This is a genomic window from Paenibacillus sp. FSL P2-0173 (assembly GCF_038008045.1).
GTDB lineage: Bacteria > Bacillota > Bacilli > Paenibacillales > Paenibacillaceae > Paenibacillus > Paenibacillus polymyxa_B.
Window position 1 is genome coordinate 140,682 of sequence record NZ_JBBOYK010000005.1, and the last position, 22,261, is coordinate 162,942.

A 22,261-nucleotide genomic window follows, 5' to 3' on the forward strand; every position below is an offset into this window, starting at 1 on the left:
AGTAACGCACTTTACCGGAAATTGAAACGAGCTGACCGTGGAGGTCAGCTCGTTTTTTTAATGCAATCCTTCTTCATCTTTTTTATTCAGCATGACCAGACTATTGTGAATGACCCGTGTCATGCAGTAAAAGAAGGCCATTCTGGTGGTTTGCATGATAGCTCCCAGCAACATGGACATCGACTCCATATGGGAAAAATGTAAGATAAGAATCCGGTTAATAATCCCTTCACCAAACCAGACAAAATATAGCGGAACAATCATCTTTTGAATATAACGGGCTTTGCGCTCCAATTCGGGGTGGAGCGCAAAGTACCTATAAATATGGGTGAATGTATTGGAGAATCCCCACAAGTTAATAAAAGGAATCATGCGAGCAATGGCTCCCACGGTACGAATCGGATAATCGGAATGCTTTTGCCGGATGGCTTTATGTACTTGAACTAGCCAGATCAGATAGGTTACAAAACACATGTAGTATAAAACAAAGCTAAAAACTGTAAATTTTTGCTCCAGCTCGTATAGATGATCGTAATAAAAATCATTTGCGTAAATATACACTAACGTAAAAATAAGGATGAGAAATTCACCCATAGTGCCCACTGCTAGTAAGGCTTGATGTACACTGCCAGCTGTCTTGGACGGGAATGCTTTGGAATCTGAATCATTCAAGATGTACTTCCTCCCAGTCTAGTTGCTTCAAATACACGATAGCATCCTCCAGTGTTTCTACGGGGATAATGCGTAGCTTGAGTCCATGCTCCTTTTGGACTCGGGCAGCTTCTGCTTCGTTGCCTTCCTCACCGTACCATTCATAATCTGCCGGTACGAAAAATAGATCAACCTTTGCAGCCTCGGCTCCCAGCAGCTTTTGCTCCAGTCCACCGACCGATCCGACATCTCCGTATTCTTCCATCGTGCCAGAGCCTGCGATTTTGTGACGTCCGCCATCTGAAAAGTCGATGTTATTGGCTTCCTCATACAGTCCGATGCCTGTCATCAGACCCAAGGAATTTCCCGAAAGATCCTGCAAATGAGTCAATAGCTCCGCATAGCGAGCATCCTCCAATTTGCTAAGATTCGAGAACGTCGCCGTAGCCTCAGCTGTGTCGCTGTCTACGCTTAATTCCGTCGCTGCATGTACGGCTTGCATGGCAGAATATTTTAGCGTGTCCGTCTCTGTGAGGTCCTTCAAATAAGAGTCCACTTCATCAGGGGCAAGGGGTTCAAATGTAATCGCTCCCCCGGATACATTTTCACTGGAATATACATTCCAACGCTCCAGGAGATTGTTAGCAATACCCGTTTGAACAGACGCAAAAAACACGCTTCCCTGAACGCCAAGATCTTTGACCGGATGCATTTCTCCTTGCAAAATATACTGTGCAGGCATAGGCCGTGTTCCAATAAAGGCAGCGATAGCCGGGATCAGCAGCAGCGCGAAGATGAGTATACGTTCTTTGTTTATGCCAAATATCTTTTTGAGGAGATATGGATTACGGCTTGGCACCTCATTCACAACCTTTCCATCTTTTCTCATACGGATATCATCGGTTAAAATGATTAGAAAGGTTACATTTTTCACCATAAATGACCGATAAGAGTATAGTGATATTCATATTTTATGGTAAATGAGGAAAGGGGATCTTTTAAATCTGATGAGTGAACAAGAAATACATGTGGGTGAACGTGGAGGTGGGACGATTGCTGCTGAACCGAACGCAGCTCCATCACGTCCACAAAGAATTGTTTTGACCTTGGTTGCAGGATTTATTTTATTGATCCTTGGTTTGTTTCTGTCGCTAATCACAGGTATATTTCCTATCAGCTATGCAGAGGTATTGGAAGTGTTGTTTTCTTCAAATCCCAATCCTATGCTTGTGGAAGTTGTATACCATACTCGTATGCCATTTGCATTGGATATGTTGTTGCTTGGGGGATGTCTGGCCGTTTCAGGAACTCTTTTACAATTACGAACAGCTAATCGATTTGCATCACCAACCTTAACCGGACTTATGCCTGGGGCAATGGTAGGGCTATGTGTTGTCCTTTTACTTGGGATGGACATAGACTCTTTTGGTAGTATGGCTCTTTGTATTGCAGGAGCGGTATTTGGGGGATTCATTGTATTTACATTGAATAAAGTCCGTTTCATTCGAGGAAGGTCTGCGGGAGTTCATTTATTCATGATTGGTTTCATTATTGATGTTGTCCTTCGTTCAGCGTCGGGATTTATTGTGTTACTTGGAGAATATGGAGAATATCAGCAAGAGTGGGCAATCTCTCAGGGAGGTTGGGGAATAAGAGAAGGATCATTCACGTTTTGGCTTGCATTGCTTACAATTCTCGTTGTGTGCTCTGTCTTTGCATTCCCCAAGCAGCTTAGTCCGCTATACATTCCCTTCGCGATTGTGTTGACCGCCGTTACTGTATGGGCATGTGGTACCATCGGATATATAGGACTTATTGTGCCTTATTTCATGCGTTGTATGATCGGAAACCGTCCACGGCTTCTCATTTTGGGCTCCGTCTTTTGGGGGGGAGGTCTGTTGATGCTAGCCAAAGTCATTTCCGCTAAAATCAACGAGCCTGTTGGGTTTCCCGTAACCCCGGTGCTGGCCTGTATCGGCATACCCTTTTTGATCTTTATGGTATGGATAGAATGGAAAAAGAAGCTCCCTGCTTGAAAGCAGTAGATTTTGAACGAGAAAACTTGTCCCAGATTACTGGACTGTTATCATAGGTGCTCTGCCAGATCATCAGACGCTCATTTTTTATGCTATATTTTATACATAAGGAAAATTTGAGAGTTGAGGTGCAGCATGACATCAATGACTATTGTCAAATCATCCGTCACACCAGAATTAATGGCTTTTCAGGCAAGCACTGAAGATCAGGCTGAGGTTCAGGAGTTAATTTTAAAGACGGCCAGATGGCTGCACAGCAAAGGCTCCACACAATGGGGACGCTTACTAAAAGGAAAAGATGATCACAACTTGGGCGGCGCTATTGCACGCGGAGAAGTGGTTATTTTCCGAGCATCAGAGGATCATAGCCTGGCAGGCGCAGTGATCTTGCAGCAGCAGCCCAGTGCATGGGACCGTAAGTTGTGGGGACTAGACGAAACGGATTCTGAAGGAGGAACCTCAGTATATCTGCATCGTTTGGTTGTGGATCGCGATAGCACTGGGAAAGGGCTAGGCCGTGAGCTGATGCAATGGATTGGACAAGGCATCCACTTCACAGGCAAGGATCGAATCCGTTTAGACTGTATTGCGGGCAATGACAAGCTTAGCGAGTTTTACACACAATGCGGTTATACGTATATAGGCGAAACGAACGGCTATAATATTTTTGAAAAGATGCTAACAGAGATGTAGAAAAATAAAATCTGAGCTGAGCAAAGGGACGTCTAAATAGATGTCCTTTTTGTTTTTTTAAGTCGTGTCATTCTATCCCGATATACGTCTAATTCCGAATTAAAGTGTTTTATAAATAAGTTTATTCATTGATTAAAACATCATAAATGAATGTTATAGGTATATATTACGTCATATATATTGAAGTTTCCTCCTGATTTGTGTTACAACTTTAAATAGACATATAGATTAATTCAGGCATGTATCTCGATAAGTGGAGGGAATGAATTTAATGCTGAAAAGAGTGTACTCATTTAACGAAGGTAAGTTGGGGATGAAAGCGCTACTAGGAGGAAAAGGCGCTAATCTCGCGGAAATGACGACACTGGGTCTCCCGATCCCTCCCGGCTTCACGGTGACCACCGAGGCGTGCCGAGCCTACTTTGCTTCAGGCGGCAAGCTTCCGGAGGGCTTATTGGGGGAGATCGTAATCGCCCTGCACGACATTGAGGAAGCGCAGTCGGCTATATTCGGAGATACGGAGCGGCCTTTGCTGGTATCTGTCCGTTCAGGCTCGGTAACCTCAATGCCCGGTATGATGGATACGATTCTGAATCTGGGTCTGAATGATGAAACCGTGCGTGGATTGGCAGAACAGTCGAGAAATGAAACCTTCGCCTATGACTGTTACCGCAGATTTATTCAAATGTTCGGCGAGGTCGTGCTAGGGATAGACTCCATCCATTTTAATCAGCTTCAGGAGCAGAGCAAGCAAACCAACGGGCGTGTCAGTGACCAAGAGGTTAGCGCAGGAGAATGGAAGGAACTGATCGCAAATTATAAAGATCTTGTCGCAGAGCGGAGTGGACAGCCGTTTCCACAGGATGTGTATCAGCAACTGCAACTGGCGGTGGAGGCTGTATTCCGCAGTTGGAACAATATGCGTGCCAAGGTTTACCGGAAGGCTTTCGGCATTCCAGATGAACAAGGAACAGCAGTGAGCATTCAGGCCATGGTGTTTGGCAATCTCGGCAACGATAGCGGAACCGGAGTGCTCTTCACTCGCAATCCCTCCACAGGTGTGAAGGAACTGTACGGTGAGTATATGGTAAATGCTCAGGGAGAGGACGTCGTGGCAGGAATAAGAACGCCTAACCCTATTCCACAACTTTTGGAAGAGCTGCCGCTAGTCTATGATCGTCTGGAAGAGCTGGCCTCATTGCTGGAGTGTCATTACCGGGATATGCAGGATATCGAATTTACGATTGAAAAAGGCAATTTGTATCTGCTACAGACGCGCAGCGGCAAAAGAACGGCGCAGGCGGCTGTAAAAATAGCTGTGGATCTGGTGGAGGAAGGGATTATCAGCAAAGAGGAGGCTATCCAGCGGATCGAACCGTCCCACATGGACCAGCTGCTGCATCGCTCCATTGATACTTCCACACCGCTGGAGGCAATTACCCAAGGTTTGCCAGCCTCGCCTGGCGCAGCGAGTGGGCGTATTGTATTCGACGCGGATACGGCAGTGAACTGGACGAAGGATGGGCAAAAAGTCATCCTGGTCAGTGTGGAGACCTCACCCGATGATGTTCACGGAATCATTGCCGCCGAAGGGGTGCTGACGAGTCGAGGTGGGATGACCAGCCATGCTGCTGTGGTTGCAAGGGGCATGGGTAAACCCTGCATTTGCGGCTGTGACGCGCTGAGCATTGATCTGAGCAGTCGGAGCGTCAGTATCGGTACCCTGACCTTTCAGGAAGGGGAGGATATTTCACTCGATTCGACCACCGGACAGGTGTACCAAGGCAGTCTGTCGCTCAATGAGCCGGTTATTACACCGGAGTTACTGAAGCTGCTGGAGATTGCGGACGGCATTCGGACGTTAAAGGTCTACACTAATGCGGATACGCCACTCGACGCAGTCAAAGCCCGTGAATTTGGAGCCGAAGGCATCGGGCTATGTCGGACGGAGCATATGTTTTTCTCTGGCAATCGTCTACCTATCGTTCAGGCGATGATTTTGGCCGATGATCAGGAGGAGCGGATTCTTCATTTGAATCGTCTGCTCCAAATGCAACAATTTGACTTTGAGGCTATGTTCAGTGCGATGGACGGTTTACCGATGACGATTCGCCTGCTGGACCCGCCGTTACATGAGTTCCTGCCGAATCTGGAACAGCTTCAGGAGCGACATCGGGAGCTTGTGCTTTCCGGCGGCCATGCGGAGGAGCTCCAGCGTCTTAAAAGCACTATCTCCAAGGTTCATGAACTACGGGAAATTAACCCTATGCTGGGTCTGCGCGGTGTTCGGCTGGGCATTCTGTTTCCAGAGATATACGACATGCAGATTGAAGCGATCTTTAAGGCCGCGGAAGCGGCACTACGCAGGGGCGTGGATGTGAGACCGGGGATTATGATTCCGCTGGTCGGTCACTCCAATGAACTCAAGCAAATGAGGGAACTGGTTGATAAGGTAGCCGTTCAGGTGCTTAGCGAGGAATTTAAGTGGTTCAAGTATCGGGTGGGCACCATGATTGAGGTTCCAAGAGCAGCCCTGCTGGCAGATAGCGTGGCCCAGTACGCGGATTTTTTCTCCTTTGGAACCAATGATCTGACGCAAATGACCTTTGGTTACAGTCGAGATGATGCTGAAGGTAAATTCCTCGGCTCCTATATGGAAAAAAACATACTGGAAACGAACCCTTTTCAGGTGTTGGATCAGGATGGCGTAGGCAAGCTGATCGAATGGGCTGTTGTCAAAGGCAGGGCAAAAAAGCCTTTTCTGGAGACAGGTATCTGCGGCGAGCATGGCGGGGATAGTGAGTCTATTCTCTTTTGTCACCGCAGCGGACTGGACTATGTCAGTTGCTCACCGTACCGGGTGCCATTTGCCCGCATTGCCGCTGCCCAAGCAGCTTTGCTTGTCAGAGCGGAGCAACCTGAGGGATCGTTGTCCGCTTTGTAGCTTATTAGCATATTCAAGGCAGCCTTGCTTCAAAGGCTGCCTTGTTCGTTTTACAGCAACATTGATATGCAGATCTCGTCGAGAACAATAAATTTTATATAGAAATGAAAATGGGGATATCGTGTCTCGCCCTCCTACATATGATGATAGGGAAAGTTTTGTAAGCGTTTCAAAAAAAGAAGACATACAACCAAGTGAAGCTACAGGAGGCGGTTAAGGTGGACAATTACATGAGCTGGATAAAGATTGGATTTTTCCTCAGCGTTCTGTTTTTGCTTGCAGCGGCATGCAGTACCTCTCCCAAAATAAAGAACACAGACGGGCAAAAAGTGCGGCTTACGATGCTGGCTTGGGGTAATCCTGCGGAGGTGAAGGTGTATCAGCGGGCGCTGGATGCATTTGAAAAGGAAAACCCATATATCGAGGTTAAGCTGGTGCCTGTGCCGGGAGACCAATATGAGCAAAAGCTGCTGACACAGCTTCAGGAAAGTCGCGGACCGGATGTGTTTTATGCGTATGAACCGACGATTGCGCGTTTGATCGGGGCGAAGCAGGTGCAGCCTTTGGGTGAGTTTTTAAATAGTGATGCGAGTGATGTGAAGGCTGAGGATTTTCCGGAAGGATTGTGGGGACCGGCAAAGCGTGACGGGGAAATCTATGGGGTCACTCCCGACTCCAACCCGATGGTCATGTATTACAACAAAAAGGTATTTAAGGAAGCAGGCGTGAAGACGCCGCAAGAATACTATGACGAAGGCAAGTGGAACTGGGATGCTTTTGAGGAGGTTACATCCAAGCTGAAGGCAGCTGGAAAGCAGGGTTATATTGCGGAAAACTGGTGGGCTCACTGGTATTCATGGGTGTGGTCGAATGGCGGTCAGATCTTTGATGAACAAGGCAAATATGTGCTGGACCACAATGAAAAGGGCAAGGAAGCCTTCAGTTTTATGTACGATATGGTGAAAAAGGGAAATGCGGTATATCTCGGCTCGCTTCCCAAAGGGCAAGGGGCTGACGCGATGTTCGTGTCCAATCAAGTCGGCATGCTGGCGGCGGGAAGATGGCTGGAGCCCTTGTTTAGTCAAAATAAAAGCCTCGACTTCGATTATATCTACTGGCCATCCAATACCGGTAAGAATGAGCCCGTCGCCATTCCGGTTGCCTATGTAGCTGTAAACAAAAATAGTCCGCATGTGCAAGAGGCCATGAAGCTGGCAGCATTCTACGTCTCTGTGAAGGGGCAGGAGGCGCGGCTGGTTGAAGGCGGGAATGCCATGGGTACACTTGCTGCGGCAGATGAGAGCATTAAGAAAAAGGCGACAATTGAGCATTCAAGCTATTTGACTGAGGGATGTAACATAGGGCATGCTCATGGATCTGCACTGGCCTATGATGCTCAGGTGCCGGGGTTGAACTCGGATATCACGGAAACCATCGACCTGATGTTCCTGGGCAAGCAGGATGCTGCGGCAACCATTGAAAAGTTGAATCAGATCATATCCAAGGCTGTCAAGTAGGCACGGGATGGGCCATGACCGGGGAGGAAGGTGACAAGATGCAGAAAAAGCATCAAGCGCTGTGGGGCTGCCTTTTCATTGGCCCCCAGCTTCTGGGTCTGTTAAGCTTTTGTTAAAAATTGTTTTCCAGGTTCTGATTAGTTACCCCTTAAAAAGTCAGAGTTTCGCCTTAAAAACAAGCAAGGAATTCGAGTCGCCCATGTAGAAGTTGTTGTTGTCGAGGGAAAAAAGATTCCAAATAAGTCGTCTCGTGCTACGCCGTATTATGAAGGAAACCCGTCTGAAGATGAATTGCCCGTCCCCGTCATAGAATCACATATCAAGCAATTCGGTAAAGCGCCGCAGGCTGTAGCCACCGACCATAAATTTTCAACACTTGTATCTTAACTGTACAAATGAAGGAAGTGGTATGCCGTGAAGGTCGTAATTTGTGAAGACGAATGTTATTGGCGCGATGCGTTAAAAGCGTCTATATCTCGGTGGGCTTTAAATAAAAATATAGAGCTGCAATGTGCTGATTTTTATTCGTCCCAGAAATTAATTCAATATCTTAATGCTCACATAGATATAGACGTAGTTTTGCTCGATATTTCGCTAAGTAGTGAAGAAGATATTGATGGGATGACTACAGCAAAGCATATCCGAAAAATGGGCAATCGGGTACCTATCATTTTTGTTACCGTTGATTCTGCTCGTGCTATTGACGGATATTTAGTGGAAGCAATGGGCTTCTTGAAAAAACCTATTGACGAGAAGCGACTTTCGCTATTTTTGGATAGAGTAGTGAAGCAAAAAAAACCGGAGCGAGTGTTCACTATCATAGCAGAGTCCACCATAAATAGTGTTCGTCAAAGTGATATAGTTTTTGTGGAAGTGAATAATCATACGATAATCTATCATACAACAAAAGAGGAAATCTATCTTAGAGGAACCTTAAACAAAGTGATGCAGTTATTAGGCTGTGAAAATTTTATCCAGATACATAGGTCGTATGTAATTGCAAAATCTAAAATCTACAGAGTAAAAATAACTTATCCATATTCCGTCGATATTTTTAATGGTCATGAGATTACCAATCTCCCTGTGAGCAGGAATTATATTACTAACCTGCTTGAGGTATATTCAGATGATGTATTGCAGTGAATATTATAAATACAGTATGCTTTCTTGAAGTCTTTTGAACGAAATGTAGCGTCGTACTGATACCCTTGGCGTAATCAGTCCTATCATCAGAAAGGCATGCCCAAATTAATGAAGGGTGCCGCGAAACAGCTAATTTACAGCTGGTTTGCAACACCCTCTTTTAGTTGTCCGGACGGAAATTTACTCGTATTTCATGCTGTTTACGACATCAACATACTATCTACGCCAGTCCATTGAAATTTCTTCTGTACTATTTAATAATCTAGACACAACAGAAGAAACGATTGACTCATATTCAAAACTACGAAAGGAGAATGCGAGTGATATAGACTTTTACGTTATGCATCTTAGAGATGATCATGTACATGACTTCCTAGAACGAAGCTTACTAATTTTTTGAAAATAAGTATCTCAATCGTGAAAGGAGTACATTATGAAATTTGTCAGAAAAAGTGTTAGTTTTATTTTGGCAATACTGCTCATGTACAGTGTTTCAGTAGTTCCCTCTTTCGCGGCAAGTGAAACAACGTCGCAAGCGGCTAAGGAAGAGACGAAGAAGGCAGAAATTCAATCCATGTCCTCGATACCGTATTCTGCAATGGATACTCAAAAATTTGAAAATCTAGATGAAATATCTCCGGACGAAGCGAAAAAGATTTCCACAGATTCAACCCAGAGCAGAACCGTTAAACCGCAAAGCGCATGGGGTATCTCTGAACCTGTATTTGTAGGAGATGGCACTCTCAGTGATTCATTTGATAGCTACGCGGTTTCTCTCACTGCAAAGCAGCTATCATTCCTAAAGCTGGATTCCAGCAATCCAAATCTGTTGGCTATTCTGTACAATGTCAATGCCAACGGCTCGTTAGGCAGTTCTACTGGATGGGGTGTTAAAGCAAACGGAGGTCAAGCATACATTAATATCCCGGCAGGTAAATATGCGATTGTAATTGGTTCTGCGACAGGTGAAGAAAAAGGCAGCTATAAATTGATGTGGAATGCTTCCAATCCATCGGGTGCCTCTGCCATTATCAATTGTACAGCTGACCTTTCCAGAGTCGTATTGTATTATGATCTTTCAACGATCCGCAGCAACGGAGATAATATCTTAACGGGACTCAATTGGGAAAACCACGAAACTTGGTATACCCCAAATGGGTATTCCGCTAGAGATATGAGCATTTCAGTAGCTGAAGTAAAGGGCGTATATTTGGGGTCGTTCTCCAGTAGTGCACCCTATTCTGCTCCAAATGCATTACTGATTGAAATCAATAAGGGGTCATGGCTGTATAGTAACAGCTATTATCGTAATGTAAAAGGAGATGTAACCCATATTATGGATTACACCGATCCTTCGGGTCTTCAAACTCCGAGAACCTTTGGAACAGGGGAAGCCGATTTTTCGTATGGTCCTAATTACATCGTTATTAATTTGGATACATTCCAGGTTTGCGAGTTCTTAAGTCCATTCAATTATTTTTATACTTCAGATGGTGGCCGCACCTATTCGCTTACCAAGCTACAAAAAATATCTTAAATCGAAATCTTCATCATTGTCTAAAAGCAAATTATTGAAGGCATCACCTTGATGGGAGTTAAGGAGTAGGGGCATTCCTCTACTCCTTTTTGTATTTTTTTCGGTACTGTAGCGGGGTGTGCCCGGTAAGATGCTTGAATACACGACCAAAGTGAGCAATGCTGTCAAAGCCCGTTTTTTCAGCAATGGAGGTTACTTTCCAGCTCGTTTCTCTCAAATACGCACGAGCCTGCTGCACCCGCACATCCTGAAGATATTCTACTAAAGTAAAACCTGTTGTCTGCTTGAAAATACGGCACAAATACGTGCTGCTAATATAAAAATGCTCAGCCAGCTGATCTAGCGACAGGCTCTCGTCATAATGAGCATGCAGGTATGCAATGACCGAGTACACGCGCTGCTGCTTTTCGCTACGTTCCGGTGCAATGGTATCGGCAGTGGCCGATTGTATGCGCCGGATGCGGATAAGGAGCTGGAGTAGCAAGCTTTGGAGATATAGTTGGCGGTAGGCATGTTCTTGGTGGTATTCATCTAGCATTTGCCGGAATAGATGCTCCAGCTCGCATTGTTCTTCCGCGGAGGGGCGAAGCAGAAAGCTTTTTTCTGGCAGAAGAAGCTGGTTCTGATCGCTGGAGGGAGAGACATTCATTGACGAGGCTGCAAATTCTTCATCAAAGTTAATCAAAATCCGTTCATGGCTACCACTACCCTTGTTACTCGTACGGTGAAAATCATGTTTGCTGATCCAAATCAGATCGCCCTTCTGGAGCGCGTATACCCGCTGATTAATGTAGTAGTAGCGCTCTCCTGCCAGCAAATAATAGATTTCGTGCGCTTGGTGGACATGGTCGGCAGACATGCTGAATGGCACCTTCCGCAGTGCTTGCTCGATGGCAAAACGGGGTGTAGCGATCATATCGATAGTCTCCTTTAATAAAAAATGCATAAGGATAATATATGTACACTTTACGGGAAAAATCATAATAAAAGCGAAGATTTCGCTCTTTCTTATACTATAAAATAAAAGCAATTCATGTAAAGGGTGTGAACCAATTGCCTAAAATCAAATATGCACTTGTGGGTACCGGAGGAAGAGCCGAATTTTTTTACGGTGAAGTTGTTACCGTTTTCAAAGATACCTCGGAGCTGATCGCGTTCTGTGACGTCAATCAGACGAGAATGGATTATGCCAATCGGCTGTTGCAGGAGAAATACGAGCATGAGCCGATTCCGACCTATAAAGCTCACGAGTTTGATCGGATGATCGCGGAGACGAAGCCAGATATCGTCATTGTCACGACCATTGACCGGGTGCATCATCGGTATATTATCCGGGCGATGGAGCTGGGCTGTGATGTCATTTCCGAGAAGCCGATGACGGTGGATGAAGATAAATGCCAAGACATTTTGGATGCCATAGACCGCACGGGACGGAAACTGCGCGTCACCTTTAACTACCGCTATGCGCCACATAATACGAAAATCCGTGAGCTGATCATGGACGGGAGGCTCGGAGAGGTGCTGTCGGTCAATTTCGAATGGCTGCTGAATACACAGCATGGCGCCGATTATTTCCGTCGGTGGCACCGGGACAAGCGCAATAGCGGCGGTTTGCTGGTGCACAAGTCGACGCATCATTTTGATCTGATGAACTTCTGGCTTGGCTCAAAACCGGAGACGGTGTATGCGATGGGGGATCTGAAATTTTACGGACGGGAAAATGCGGAGCAGCGTGGCGTGACGGAGTTTTATCAACGGGCTTACGGCAGCAAGGCAGCGGAAAATGACCCCTTTGCGCTACATCTGGACCGTAACGAACATCTAAAAAGCATGTATCTGGATGCTGAGCATGAGGATGGCTATGTGCGGGATCAAAGCGTATTTGGCGACAATATCAGCATTGAAGATACGCTGAGTGTCATGGTGAAGTATCAGAACAAGACGGTGATGAACTATTCACTGAATGCTTACATGCCTTGGGAGGGCTTTATCATCGTATTTAACGGCACAAAGGGACGGATGGAGGTTCGGGTATCCGAGCAATCCTATGTTAATTCCGGCGGCAGCAAGGCAGATGAGGGTGCACTAAAAGAGAAGACCATCACCATCTATCCCCACTTTGCAGCACCTTATGAGGTCGAAGTGGAGGAAGGCCAGGGGGGGCATGGCGGAGGAGATCCAGTTATGCTGCGTGATATTTTTGATAAGCCGGCAGAGGATCGGTTTCATCGTGCGGCCTCACATATCGACGGTGCATGGTCCATTTTAACAGGCATCGCCGCCAACCGTTCTATGCGTACAGGTCAGCCGGTGAAGGTGGAGGAACTGGTGCGCTTGTAATGAGCAGTAAATTTAATACCGAAAAGCCCCCTCTAACTAGATGAATAGAGGGGGCTTTTGGGTTGTATTTATATATAGAATGCACCTTACATCTTACGGCACTTTATTTTATTATTTATCGGCAGTCAGTTCCCGGGTTCCCAGCTGTTGTACAGGACGATGGTTATCGGGGAAAATGGCAGCAAACTGGTTGATTTGGTCTGCGGACATTTCAATAGGCTGCTCCAGCACTGTCCAATTGACATGTTCTGTGCATGGCGGGGTAGTCAGCGATCCGTTGTAACGAACGGAGTGCAGGTCTTTTGGCAGCAGCGTAGCGAGATTTATTTCTTCATCCAGAGCTGCTTCTTGGGAAATATCTTTCGGCAGTTTGGACCAGATGCGGTTGAAAGCCTTGTTTTCTTTGCCACTTTGGATAAGGACCCCTAAGACTGCTGTGCTTCCGTTGTCGCTTTGATGGACAAAATGAAGCTCCATTTCAGCATTTTTACCATCTATTTGGTGTTCGCTCGGGTGATGAAAATGAAACTGCTTTAAAGTGAATTTAGTACCGTCCAGCACGATGTTATTGTTGGCATCGGCAACACTGATTTGCACAGTGTGCCCATTATTTAAAATGGATGCTTTCGTATTGGTGTAATGAACTTGCAGAGGTTGCTGCGTTTGCGATGCTTCAAGATGGGTATGCTCTATATTGACAGGAGATTGTTCGTGGCCGTTACCACAAGCAACAAAATCTTTTTCCAGCTCTCCCCAATGCTCGGGTCCCTCTTCTCCTGCATAGGACCAGTGTGGGCCTTTCTGAACAACTGCATGAGCGTTGTTAGCCGATGAGGATGAAGTGCTGGTGGTACTAGAAATGGCGGGCTGTGAATTACATCCTGTTACCGACACGACCAAGATAATGGCAAATATGCTGAACAGGCAACCTTTCCAGTTTTTTTTCATGTTTCTTTATCCTTCTTCCAAATAGAGTATGTGAAACTTTTTACATTGTAAATTATTGTACAAAGTTCCTACAAGGGTCCAAGGACTTAGAAAGAAGCGTTTTTCGATTAAATAGTTTTAAGTTAGATTTATATTTGTCCTTTTTGGGCAAAAATTACTATAATAATGAAGTGTGCATTACAAAATAATTCCATATCTAATTAAAGGAGAGATCTACATGAAAGCAGCAATTGTTACAAAAGACAAGAAAGTCAGTGTAGAAGAGAAACCTTTACGCTCCCTGAAGCATGGGGAAGCGTTAGTCCAAGTCGAATACTGTGGAGTTTGCCACACAGATTTACATGTGAAAAATGCAGATTTCGGTGATGTCACAGGCAGAGTTCTGGGGCATGAAGGTATTGGAAAAGTCATTGAATTAGGCGAAGGAGTAACCAGTCTTAAGATTGGTGATCGCGTAAGTATTGCCTGGATGTTCGAAAGCTGCGGTCACTGCGAATATTGCCTAACCGGGCGGGAAACGCTGTGTCGTGAAGTTAAAAATGCCGGATATACGGTAGACGGTGCAATGGCAGAGCAATGTATTGTCACAGCTGACTACGCAGTCAAAGTACCAGATAGTCTTGACCCTGCTGCTGCAAGTAGTGTAACTTGCGCAGGGGTTACAACATATAAAGCAGTTAAAGTAAGTGAAATCAAACCAGGACAATGGATCGGTATCTTCGGCATTGGCGGCTTGGGTAACCTGGCTGTGCAATACGCCAAAAATGTATTCAATGCTAAAGTTGTAGCCTTTGACATCAGTGATGAAAAACTAGAACTGGCTAAACAAATTGGTGCTGACTATATCGTTAACAGCATGAAAGAAGATCCGGTCGCCCGAGCTAAGGAGCTAACAAACGGTGCTGGTCTGGATGCAACCGTGGTTACTGCTGTTGCCAAAACACCTTTCAACCAGGCCATCGACGTTGTAAAGGCTGGCGCGCGTGTTGTAGCTGTAGGTCTTCCAACTGATAAGATGGATCTGGACATTCCACGTCTGGTTCTGGACGGCATTCAAGTTATTGGCTCCTTGGTCGGCACTCGTGAAGACCTTAAAGAAGCGTTCCAGTTCGCTGCAGAAGGTAAAGTCGTCCCTCTTGTACAAAAACGTCCGATCGAAGACATTAATGAGATCTTCGAGGAGATGGAGCAGGGCAAAATCCAAGGACGCATGGTCATCGATTTCACAAATTAAAATGATGTCCAATTCGTAACCCTTGGAATTCGGAGAGAGAAGCGCCTGCTGATGTATGCAGGCGCTCTTTTTGGCTTTACAGCTTATTCAGAATGTTATCTTCCAAAACCGTAGATTTATCCCCGTATTCTTTAATAATATGTCTTTCTCCCCAAGCACAAAGAGAATCTAAAATGCCTTTCAGACTACATCCATATTCACTAAGCTCGTACTCCACTTTGGGTGGAACCTGATTATAGCTAATCCGATTGACAATGCCGTCTTCCTCTAATTCACGAAGCTGCTGAGTCAGCATTTTTTGTGTTATGGAAGGCATCATCCGTTTTAATTCGCTTGTCCGCATCTTTCCATGTGTCAAATGACACAGAATCACGCATTTCCATTTCCCGCCGATCACCTCTAACGTAGCCTCAACAGAGATGTTGTATTTTTTCTTCCCCAATGCAGATCCCCCCATGTGTATCACTTCTGTTATACATACCTTAACAGCCTGTTTTAATCAAAAAGAACTTTATCTAGGGTACTTTTTAGTACCTATATCACTAAAAAGTACGTACTGTTCATATTTGCTTGAATAACTCATAATAACATCTGCTGGTCGAAGATTTCTATAGATAGGAGTGAAAAACATGTCGCCAGAATCAAAACGAAGTATCTGGCCATTACTGGCTCTAGCCGTAAGCGCCTTTGCGATTGGAACAACCGAGTTCATCAGCGTGGGACTACTTCCCCTGATTGCTGAAGACTTGCATATATCTGTAACGATGTCTGCACTAACTGTAACGCTATATGCATTAGGGGTTACCATCGGGGCACCTGTCTTGACTTCATTAACATCAAGTGTTCCCCGTAAAACGTTGCTGCTGTGGATCATGATTATATTTATTGCAGGTAATAGCCTCGCTGCGGTCTCTAGCGGAATTGCCTTGCTGCTGATTGCACGTGTGATCTCAGCGTTCGCCCATGGGGTGTTCATGTCTATCGGTTCCACCATTGCGGCCGATCTTGTGCCGGATGATCGGCGAGCGAGTGCTATTTCCATTATGTTCTCCGGGTTGACCGTAGCCACAGTCACAGGTGTACCTTTGGGTACCTACATTGGGCAGCAATGGGGTTGGCGGGCTGCATTTATGGCGATTGTGGTCGTCGGTGTAGTGGCACTCATCGCCAATCTGATTCTGCTGCCATCTACGCTGCGCAAAGGGAACAAGACTCCTTTCCGCGAGCAGGTCAAACTGGTTACCAATGGTCGCTTGCTACTCGCATTTATCATTACAGCTTTGGGGTATGGAGGCACATTTGTGGTGTTTACTTATTTATCTCCATTACTTCACGACATAACCGGATTTCAACAAAGTACGGTAACGTTTATACTTTTGCTGTATGGAATTGCGATTGCCATCGGGAATGTTATTGGCGGAAAAGCAGCCAACCGCAAGCCGCTTTCAGCTTTGTTTTACATGTTTTTGATTCAAGCAGTGATCCTTTTTCTCCTGTTGTTCACGGCACCTTTTAAAACGGCAGGACTGATTACGATCTTCTTTATGGGATTGCTTGCGTTTATGAACGTGCCCGGGCTACAGGTATATGTAGTCATGTTGGCCGAAAGGTTTGCACCCAAAGCTGTCGATGTTGCGTCTGCTGTTAATATTGCAGCTTTCAACGCAGGGATAGCCATCGGAGCTTATGTAGGCGGGATTGTAACGGATTCACTCGGTCTCATTCATACGGCCTGGATCGGGAGCATTATGGTTTTCGTTGCGGTTCTGCTCACAGGCTGGAGTCGTATGCTCGAAAAAAGGGATACAACCACCATTACAGGTTAAAGCTTTTAAAAAATAGAGAGGAAGATACAAAATGACACAAAACTTACAAAGCACAACATTGTTAAATAATGGAGTTCACATGCCTTGGTTTGGCATTGGGGTATTTAAAGTGGAAGAAGGTTCGGAGCTGGTCGATGCTATAAAGGCTGCTGTAAAGCATGGCTACCGCAGTATAGATACAGCTGCAATCTATGCGAATGAAAGCAGTGTAGGGCAGGCTATTCAGGAAGCCCTTCAGGAAAATAATCTGTCCAGAGAAGAACTGTTCGTCACGTCCAAAGTGTGGAATGCAGATTTAGGCTATGAAGAGACACGAGCAGCTTATGAAGCCAGTCTGGACAAGCTGGGTCTGGAATATCTGGATCTATATCTGATTCATTGGCCAGTTCAAGGAAAGTATAAAGAAGCTTGGAGAGCTTTGGAATCCTTGTATAAAGAAGGACGGATTAAGGCGATTGGAGTCAGCAACTTCCAGATTCATCATTTGGAAGATCTCATGAAGGATGCTGAAATTAAGCCAATGATCAATCAGGTGGAGTTCCATCCACAATTAACCCAAGCCGAGCTGTTGCAATTCTGTCAAAAGAACGACATTCAAATGGAAGCCTGGTCTCCGTTAATGCAAGGCCAATTGCTCGATCATCCGGTACTGCAAGACATAGCGACCAAGTACGGCAAATCGGTGGCGCAAGTGATTTTACGCTGGGATGTGCAGCAGGGAGTTGTCACCATTCCCAAGTCTACCAAGGCGCATCGGATCGTCGAAAATGCCGACATTTTTGACTTCGAACTGACGCGCGAGGATATGGAACGAATTCAGGCGTTAAATGCCGATCTTCGGGTAGGTCCAGATCCGGATAACTTTGATTTTTAAAATTACGTTCATCATGATACGCCGTTTTCTTCTTCATTGAAGGGGACGGCGTTTTTGTCCATGATGGGTCTGGAGCCACAGCAATCCAATCCCGCCATATGGTATTATAGGGTTATGTGAAAAGAGACGTTTTGGAAGCATATGAATATGAAAAATCTCCGGGGGACTTCATGAATAAGACGATTGCAGATATAGCCCAAATGGCTGGTGTATCCAAGAGCACGGTATCCCGTTTTTTGAACGGCGGGTCTGTCAGCGTGGATACGAAACGTAAAATTGAAAAAGTGGTTAAAGCCACGGGGTATGTGCCCAATGCCTTTGCCCAGAGTCTTAAGGCGAAGCGGACCAACATTATCGGCACCGTTGTGCCGCGTCTGGATTCTTTTGCGACATCCCATACGCTGATGGGGATTGATGAGGAGCTGCGTTCTCAGCATTATCAGATGCTGATCTCTAATACGAGCCAGGATGTACAGCGTGAAATTGAAGCTATTTATGAGCTGGGCCGACAAAAGATTTCGGGTATCATTTTGCTGGCTGCTCAAATTACAGACGACCATCTGACCGCGATTCGTGACATCGGTATTCCGGTGTTGCTGGTGGGCCAGCAGCACGAGCAGCTTCATAGCCTTATCCATGATGACTATCGTGCAGGATATGATATCGGCACGTACGTTTTGTCACAGGGACACCGCGAAATTGCCTACGTTGGTGTTACTGAAAAGGATGTTGCCGTCGGTGTGCAGCGCAAGGAGGGCTTTAGGCAGGCTGTTCGCGATGCATTGCCTGCTGAGTCTCATACGGACGATGCGATGCGAGCAGCAGGGTATGATATCAGATACTATGAGACCGGATTTAAAATGTCCGATGCACGGATTGCTGCATCCGCCATTTTGGACCATTTCAAGCCATCGTTAATGGTGTGTGCTACGGATAATATCGCGCTGGGCGTAATCAATGCGGCTTATTCCAGAGGGATTGTCATTCCGTCGGATTTGTCGGTAACTGGCTTTGGGGGATACGATATTACGGAGGTCATTCACCCTGCCCTGACAACCGTTCAATATCCGTATATGGAGGCTGGACGTGTAGCAGCGCAAAATATTATGCGGCTGGTAGAACATAAATCGGTAGAAAAAGTGACGGTCATGAATTATTCCCTTATCGAAAGAGAAAGCGTTGACAAACGCTGAACAAGTGGATTATAATTTCTTCGAAACCGGTTCCATAGCATTCGGGCACAAATGGAATCGGTTGCAAATCCATGGATGAGTATATTTTTTTAATCGCATGGGAACCGGTTCCGATAGAATGTTTTTTTCATTGATTTGGAACCGGTTCCTGAAGCGAAAGTTTTAATAAAAATGAGGTACACCTATGAAAATGACAAGAGAACAAAAGTATCGAATGATCGAGCAGGCAGAGCCCGGTGAAATAGCCAGCTTGGAGGAGAAAGTGGAGCAATGTCACTGGCGGCAGGCGTTTCATATCCAGCCACCGACAGGTTTGCTCAATGACCCCAATGGCTTTTCATATTACCAAGGTGAATACCACTTATTTTATCAGTGGTTTCCGCTCGGAACGGATCATGGGATGAAATACTGGTATCATCTGAAATCGAAAGATTTGGTCACATGGAATAGTGCCGGCATTGGCATCGCACCTGGGGATTATTTTGATTCGCATGGGGCTTATTCGGGCAGCGCACTGGAGCATGAGGGCAAGTTATATATGCTGTATACGGGAAATGCACGAGATGAAGACTGGATCAGACATCCTTATCAATGCATGGCTGTTATGGACGAGAATGGTCACATTACTAAATGGGAGCACCCCGTTATTTCCAATGTGCCAGAAGGGTATACAGACCATTTTCGTGATCCCAAGCTATGGAAAGACGGCGATAGCTTTTACTGTGTGATTGGTGCCCAGAGAACGAATTTAACAGGCTGCGCCGTCCTCTACCGATCAACCGACCTTCGTACGTGGCAGTTTGAGGGAGAATTGTGCACAGGCCTGGAATCGTTTGGCTACATGTGGGAATGTCCAGATTATTTTGAACTGAACGAAGCGGGGGTCTTGATCTTTTCTCCTCAGGGCTTGGAGCCTTCTGGGGATGAAAATCACAATATTTATCAATCGGGCTATGTAATCGGCAAGCCGTTGGATACCGGGACAAGAAGACTGGAGCACGGTGCATTCCACGAGCTCGATAGAGGCTTTGACTTCTATGCGCCACAGACGATGATTGACCCACAGGGGCGGCGTATTATGGTGGCATGGATGGGCCTGCCGGATATCGAATATCCCACAGATCCGAACGGATGGGCTCATTGTCTGACATTACCAAGGGAGCTTACGCTTCATGAGGGCAAACTCTTGCAGCGGCCGATCCCTGAGCTAACTACGCTACGTAGAAATCGTGAGGATCGGGTAGCTGACACGTTATTCTCAGAGAGCAAAACCTATGAAGGATTTACAGGTACGGCCTATGAGCTGATCTGTGAGGTAGATCTTTTGAGCGCTAAGGTGTTTGGTATTGAATTCCGTGCGAGTGAGACTGAGAAAACGGTGATTAAATATAATGCCGTCAGCCGCAAACTAATATTGGACCGTTCGCAATCAGGTGAGCCTGTAGCCACTTCGTATGGTGAGGTACGGCAGTGTTCATGGGATAAAGATCATATCAAACTACATTTGTTTGTAGATACGTCTTCAGTTGAGATTTTCGTCAATGATGGGGAAGAGGTGTTCACCAGTCGTATTTTTCCGCATCCAGAGAGTGACGAAATACGCTTTTTTGCCGACAAGGGAGAGGCTCTCTTCCAGGCGGTAAAATGGGATTTTACATGAGTAGGCTAAAACATCAAGTGGTTCGTTAATCATCAAACATAACGGAATGAACGAGAGGATGAACATCATGGCGGAAAACAGAGAAATAGCTAAAGAAGTGATCCAGGCAATCGGTGGGCAAGAAAATATTGCATCTTTTGCTCATTGTGCGACGCGCTTGCGAATTATGGTGCATGACAAGGAGAAGATTGATCAGAAAAAAGTTGAGGAGATCGACAAGGTCAAGGGTGCTTTTTTCAATTCCGGGCAATATCAGATTATTTTTGGTACGGGTACGGTAAATCGAATTTTTGAAGAGGTCGAAAAGCTTGGCGTAACCGGTTCATCTAAAGAAGAGGTGAAGAGTCAGGCGAAAAAAGAAGGAAACGTCTTCCAACGCTCCATCCGTACCTTTGGCGATGTGTTTGTACCGATTATTCCTGTACTGGTTGCTACGGGGCTGTTCATGGGGCTACGTGGCTTGCTCACTCAGCCGCAAATTCTCTCTCTACTCGGCATGACGCCACAGGACATTTCACCCAATTTTCTATTATACACACAAGTATTAACGGATACGGCCTTTGCTTTTCTGCCAGCGTTAGTCGCATGGTCAGCCTTTAGAGTATTTGGTGGCAGTCCAGTGCTGGGTATCGTTCTTGGTCTGATGCTGGTAAACCCGGCCTTGCCCAACGCTTATAGTGTTGCGGACGGCTCAGCTCACCCGTTGACGATGTTCGGATTCATTCCTGTGGTGGGCTATCAAGGCTCAGTGTTGCCAGCTTTCTTCGTGGGCTTGATCGGAGCCAAGCTGGAGCGGGCGCTGCGCAAACGGGTGCCTGAAGCGCTAGATCTGATTCTTACACCGTTTTTAACACTGTTAATCATGATCACTTTGGGATTGTTTGCCATCGGTCCGATTTTCCATTCACTCGAAGAATGGGTGCTGCACGGAACAACGTTTGTGCTGGATTTACCTTTCGGTATTGCAGGGATTGTCATCGGTTTCTTGCATCAGATTATCGTCGTTACAGGTGTGCATCATATATTTAATTTCTTGGAGATTCAACTGCTTGAAAAGAACGGCGTAAACGCCTTTAACGCCATCATTACCTGCGCTATGGCTGCTCAAGGTGCTGCCTGTCTGGCGGTTGGACTGAAAACGAAGAATAGCAAGCTGAAAGCGTTAGCACTTCCTTCCTCGTTGTCTGCTTTTCTAGGGATTACGGAGCCGGCTATTTTCGGGGTCAACCTGAGATACATGAAGCCTTTTGTCATGGGCCTCATCGGTGGTGCGGTTGGCGGTTTTATCGCTTCAGTCTTCCATTTGGCGGCTACAGGTATGGCAGTTACGGTCATTCCGGGCACGTTGCTCTATATGAATCATCAGCTTCCGCTTTACATTTTGGCGAACTTGGCTGCTATGGTTGTAGCGTTTGTCCTGACCTGGATGTTTGGCTATAACGATAAAATGTTGGAAGAGGTCAAAACAGCGGGTTCTTCAACTTAATATCATTTCAAAATAAGCACGGATACGCATATGAATGAACTATAACGGTCGCCCTACTTTGGAGCGCTCTTGGCCCTTGTTGAAAAGGGATGCTAGAGAAGCTTCCAGGTGGGGAGACCGTTTTTTATAGACTTTATCATTACGTATCCGGTTACGTAATTTGACTTTGGCCAACAGTC

General features: G+C 45.9%; 18 protein-coding genes. 13 read left to right on the forward strand and 5 right to left on the reverse strand.

What is annotated here, in order from left to right; all coding sequences use genetic code 11:
• Positions 1-57 precede the first annotated feature (57 nt).
• Both MKX30_RS23750 and MKX30_RS23755 read right to left on the reverse strand, forming a co-directional pair.
• The gene (locus MKX30_RS23750) at positions 58-672 is read right to left on the reverse strand and encodes a hypothetical protein (protein ID WP_068938347.1); all 615 of its coding nucleotides are present in this window, start codon (positions 670-672) and stop codon (positions 58-60) included.
• On the reverse strand, positions 665-1,540 hold the full coding sequence (locus tag MKX30_RS23755; RefSeq protein WP_231517208.1) for a hypothetical protein: 876 nt from the start codon (positions 1,538-1,540) through the stop codon (positions 665-667). The genes MKX30_RS23750 and MKX30_RS23755 overlap by 8 nt, the downstream gene beginning before the upstream one ends.
• Positions 1,541-1,658: 118 nt before the next feature.
• Here MKX30_RS23755 and MKX30_RS23760 point away from each other — a divergent pair, with 118 nt between their 5' ends.
• The 6 genes from MKX30_RS23760 to MKX30_RS23785 all read left to right on the forward strand — a co-directional run bounded on the left by MKX30_RS23760 (position 1,659) and on the right by MKX30_RS23785 (position 10,521).
• Positions 1,659-2,687, forward strand: a complete 1,029-nt coding sequence (locus MKX30_RS23760) for an iron ABC transporter permease (RefSeq protein ID WP_068938346.1) — start codon at positions 1,659-1,661, stop codon at positions 2,685-2,687.
• 135 nt (positions 2,688-2,822) lie between these two features.
• Positions 2,823-3,380 carry a GNAT family N-acetyltransferase gene (locus MKX30_RS23765; RefSeq protein WP_053324424.1) on the forward strand — a complete coding sequence of 186 codons (558 nt, stop codon included), beginning with the start codon at positions 2,823-2,825 and terminating at the stop codon, positions 3,378-3,380.
• Positions 3,381-3,651: 271 nt separating this feature from the next.
• Positions 3,652-6,324: a pyruvate, phosphate dikinase gene (ppdK, locus tag MKX30_RS23770; protein ID WP_053324425.1), complete on the forward strand. Its 2,673-nt coding sequence runs from the start codon at positions 3,652-3,654 to the stop codon at positions 6,322-6,324.
• Positions 6,325-6,542: 218 nt separating this feature from the next.
• Positions 6,543-7,841 (forward strand): ABC transporter substrate-binding protein, encoded by a 1,299-nt coding sequence (locus MKX30_RS23775; protein ID WP_103744747.1) that lies wholly within the window; start codon positions 6,543-6,545, stop codon positions 7,839-7,841.
• Between the two features lie 414 nt (positions 7,842-8,255).
• Positions 8,256-8,984, forward strand: a complete 729-nt coding sequence (locus tag MKX30_RS23780) for a LytR/AlgR family response regulator transcription factor (protein ID WP_023986584.1) — start codon at positions 8,256-8,258, stop codon at positions 8,982-8,984.
• 433 nt (positions 8,985-9,417) lie between these two features.
• On the forward strand, positions 9,418-10,521 hold the full coding sequence (locus MKX30_RS23785; RefSeq protein WP_023986585.1) for a hypothetical protein: 1,104 nt from the start codon (positions 9,418-9,420) through the stop codon (positions 10,519-10,521).
• 79 nt (positions 10,522-10,600) lie between these two features.
• Here the strand turns inward: MKX30_RS23785 and MKX30_RS23790 are convergent, their stop codons facing one another.
• Entirely contained in the window at positions 10,601-11,437 is an 837-nt protein-coding gene (locus tag MKX30_RS23790; protein WP_068938343.1) for a helix-turn-helix transcriptional regulator, read from the reverse strand.
• A 137-nt stretch (positions 11,438-11,574) separates the two neighbouring features.
• On the opposite strand from MKX30_RS23790, the gene MKX30_RS23795 reads away from it, so the two are divergent.
• Positions 11,575-12,861: a Gfo/Idh/MocA family protein gene (locus tag MKX30_RS23795; protein ID WP_341063639.1), complete on the forward strand. Its 1,287-nt coding sequence runs from the start codon at positions 11,575-11,577 to the stop codon at positions 12,859-12,861.
• A 111-nt stretch (positions 12,862-12,972) separates the two neighbouring features.
• Here the strand turns inward: MKX30_RS23795 and MKX30_RS23800 are convergent, their stop codons facing one another.
• A complete protein-coding gene (locus tag MKX30_RS23800) occupies positions 12,973-13,809 on the reverse strand; it encodes a carbonic anhydrase (protein ID WP_023986588.1) in 837 nt (278 codons plus the stop codon).
• A gap of 217 nt (positions 13,810-14,026) precedes the next feature.
• Between MKX30_RS23800 and adhP the strand changes: the two genes are divergently transcribed.
• A complete protein-coding gene (adhP, locus tag MKX30_RS23805; protein ID WP_023986589.1) occupies positions 14,027-15,043 on the forward strand; it encodes an alcohol dehydrogenase AdhP in 1,017 nt (338 codons plus the stop codon).
• Positions 15,044-15,119: 76 nt separating this feature from the next.
• Here adhP and MKX30_RS23810 read toward each other — a convergent pair whose 3' ends face one another.
• Entirely contained in the window at positions 15,120-15,485 is a 366-nt protein-coding gene (locus MKX30_RS23810) for a winged helix-turn-helix transcriptional regulator (protein WP_028541937.1), read from the reverse strand.
• Between the two features lie 187 nt (positions 15,486-15,672).
• Here MKX30_RS23810 and MKX30_RS23815 point away from each other — a divergent pair, with 187 nt between their 5' ends.
• The 5 genes from MKX30_RS23815 (at position 15,673) to MKX30_RS23835 (ending at position 22,082) form a co-directional block, all read left to right on the forward strand.
• A complete protein-coding gene (locus MKX30_RS23815) occupies positions 15,673-16,869 on the forward strand; it encodes an MFS transporter (protein WP_023986590.1) in 1,197 nt (398 codons plus the stop codon).
• Between the two features lie 31 nt (positions 16,870-16,900).
• Positions 16,901-17,743: an aldo/keto reductase gene (locus MKX30_RS23820; RefSeq protein WP_053324431.1), complete on the forward strand. Its 843-nt coding sequence runs from the start codon at positions 16,901-16,903 to the stop codon at positions 17,741-17,743.
• A 170-nt stretch (positions 17,744-17,913) separates the two neighbouring features.
• Complete coding sequence (locus tag MKX30_RS23825) at positions 17,914-18,936, forward strand: LacI family DNA-binding transcriptional regulator (RefSeq protein WP_023986592.1); 1,023 nt, start codon at positions 17,914-17,916, stop codon at positions 18,934-18,936.
• 184 nt (positions 18,937-19,120) lie between these two features.
• Complete coding sequence (locus tag MKX30_RS23830) at positions 19,121-20,596, forward strand: glycoside hydrolase family 32 protein (protein ID WP_341063641.1); 1,476 nt, start codon at positions 19,121-19,123, stop codon at positions 20,594-20,596.
• 67 nt (positions 20,597-20,663) lie between these two features.
• Positions 20,664-22,082 (forward strand): sucrose-specific PTS transporter subunit IIBC, encoded by a 1,419-nt coding sequence (locus tag MKX30_RS23835; RefSeq protein WP_341063642.1) that lies wholly within the window; start codon positions 20,664-20,666, stop codon positions 22,080-22,082.
• The last annotated feature ends 179 nt before the right edge of the window (positions 22,083-22,261 follow it).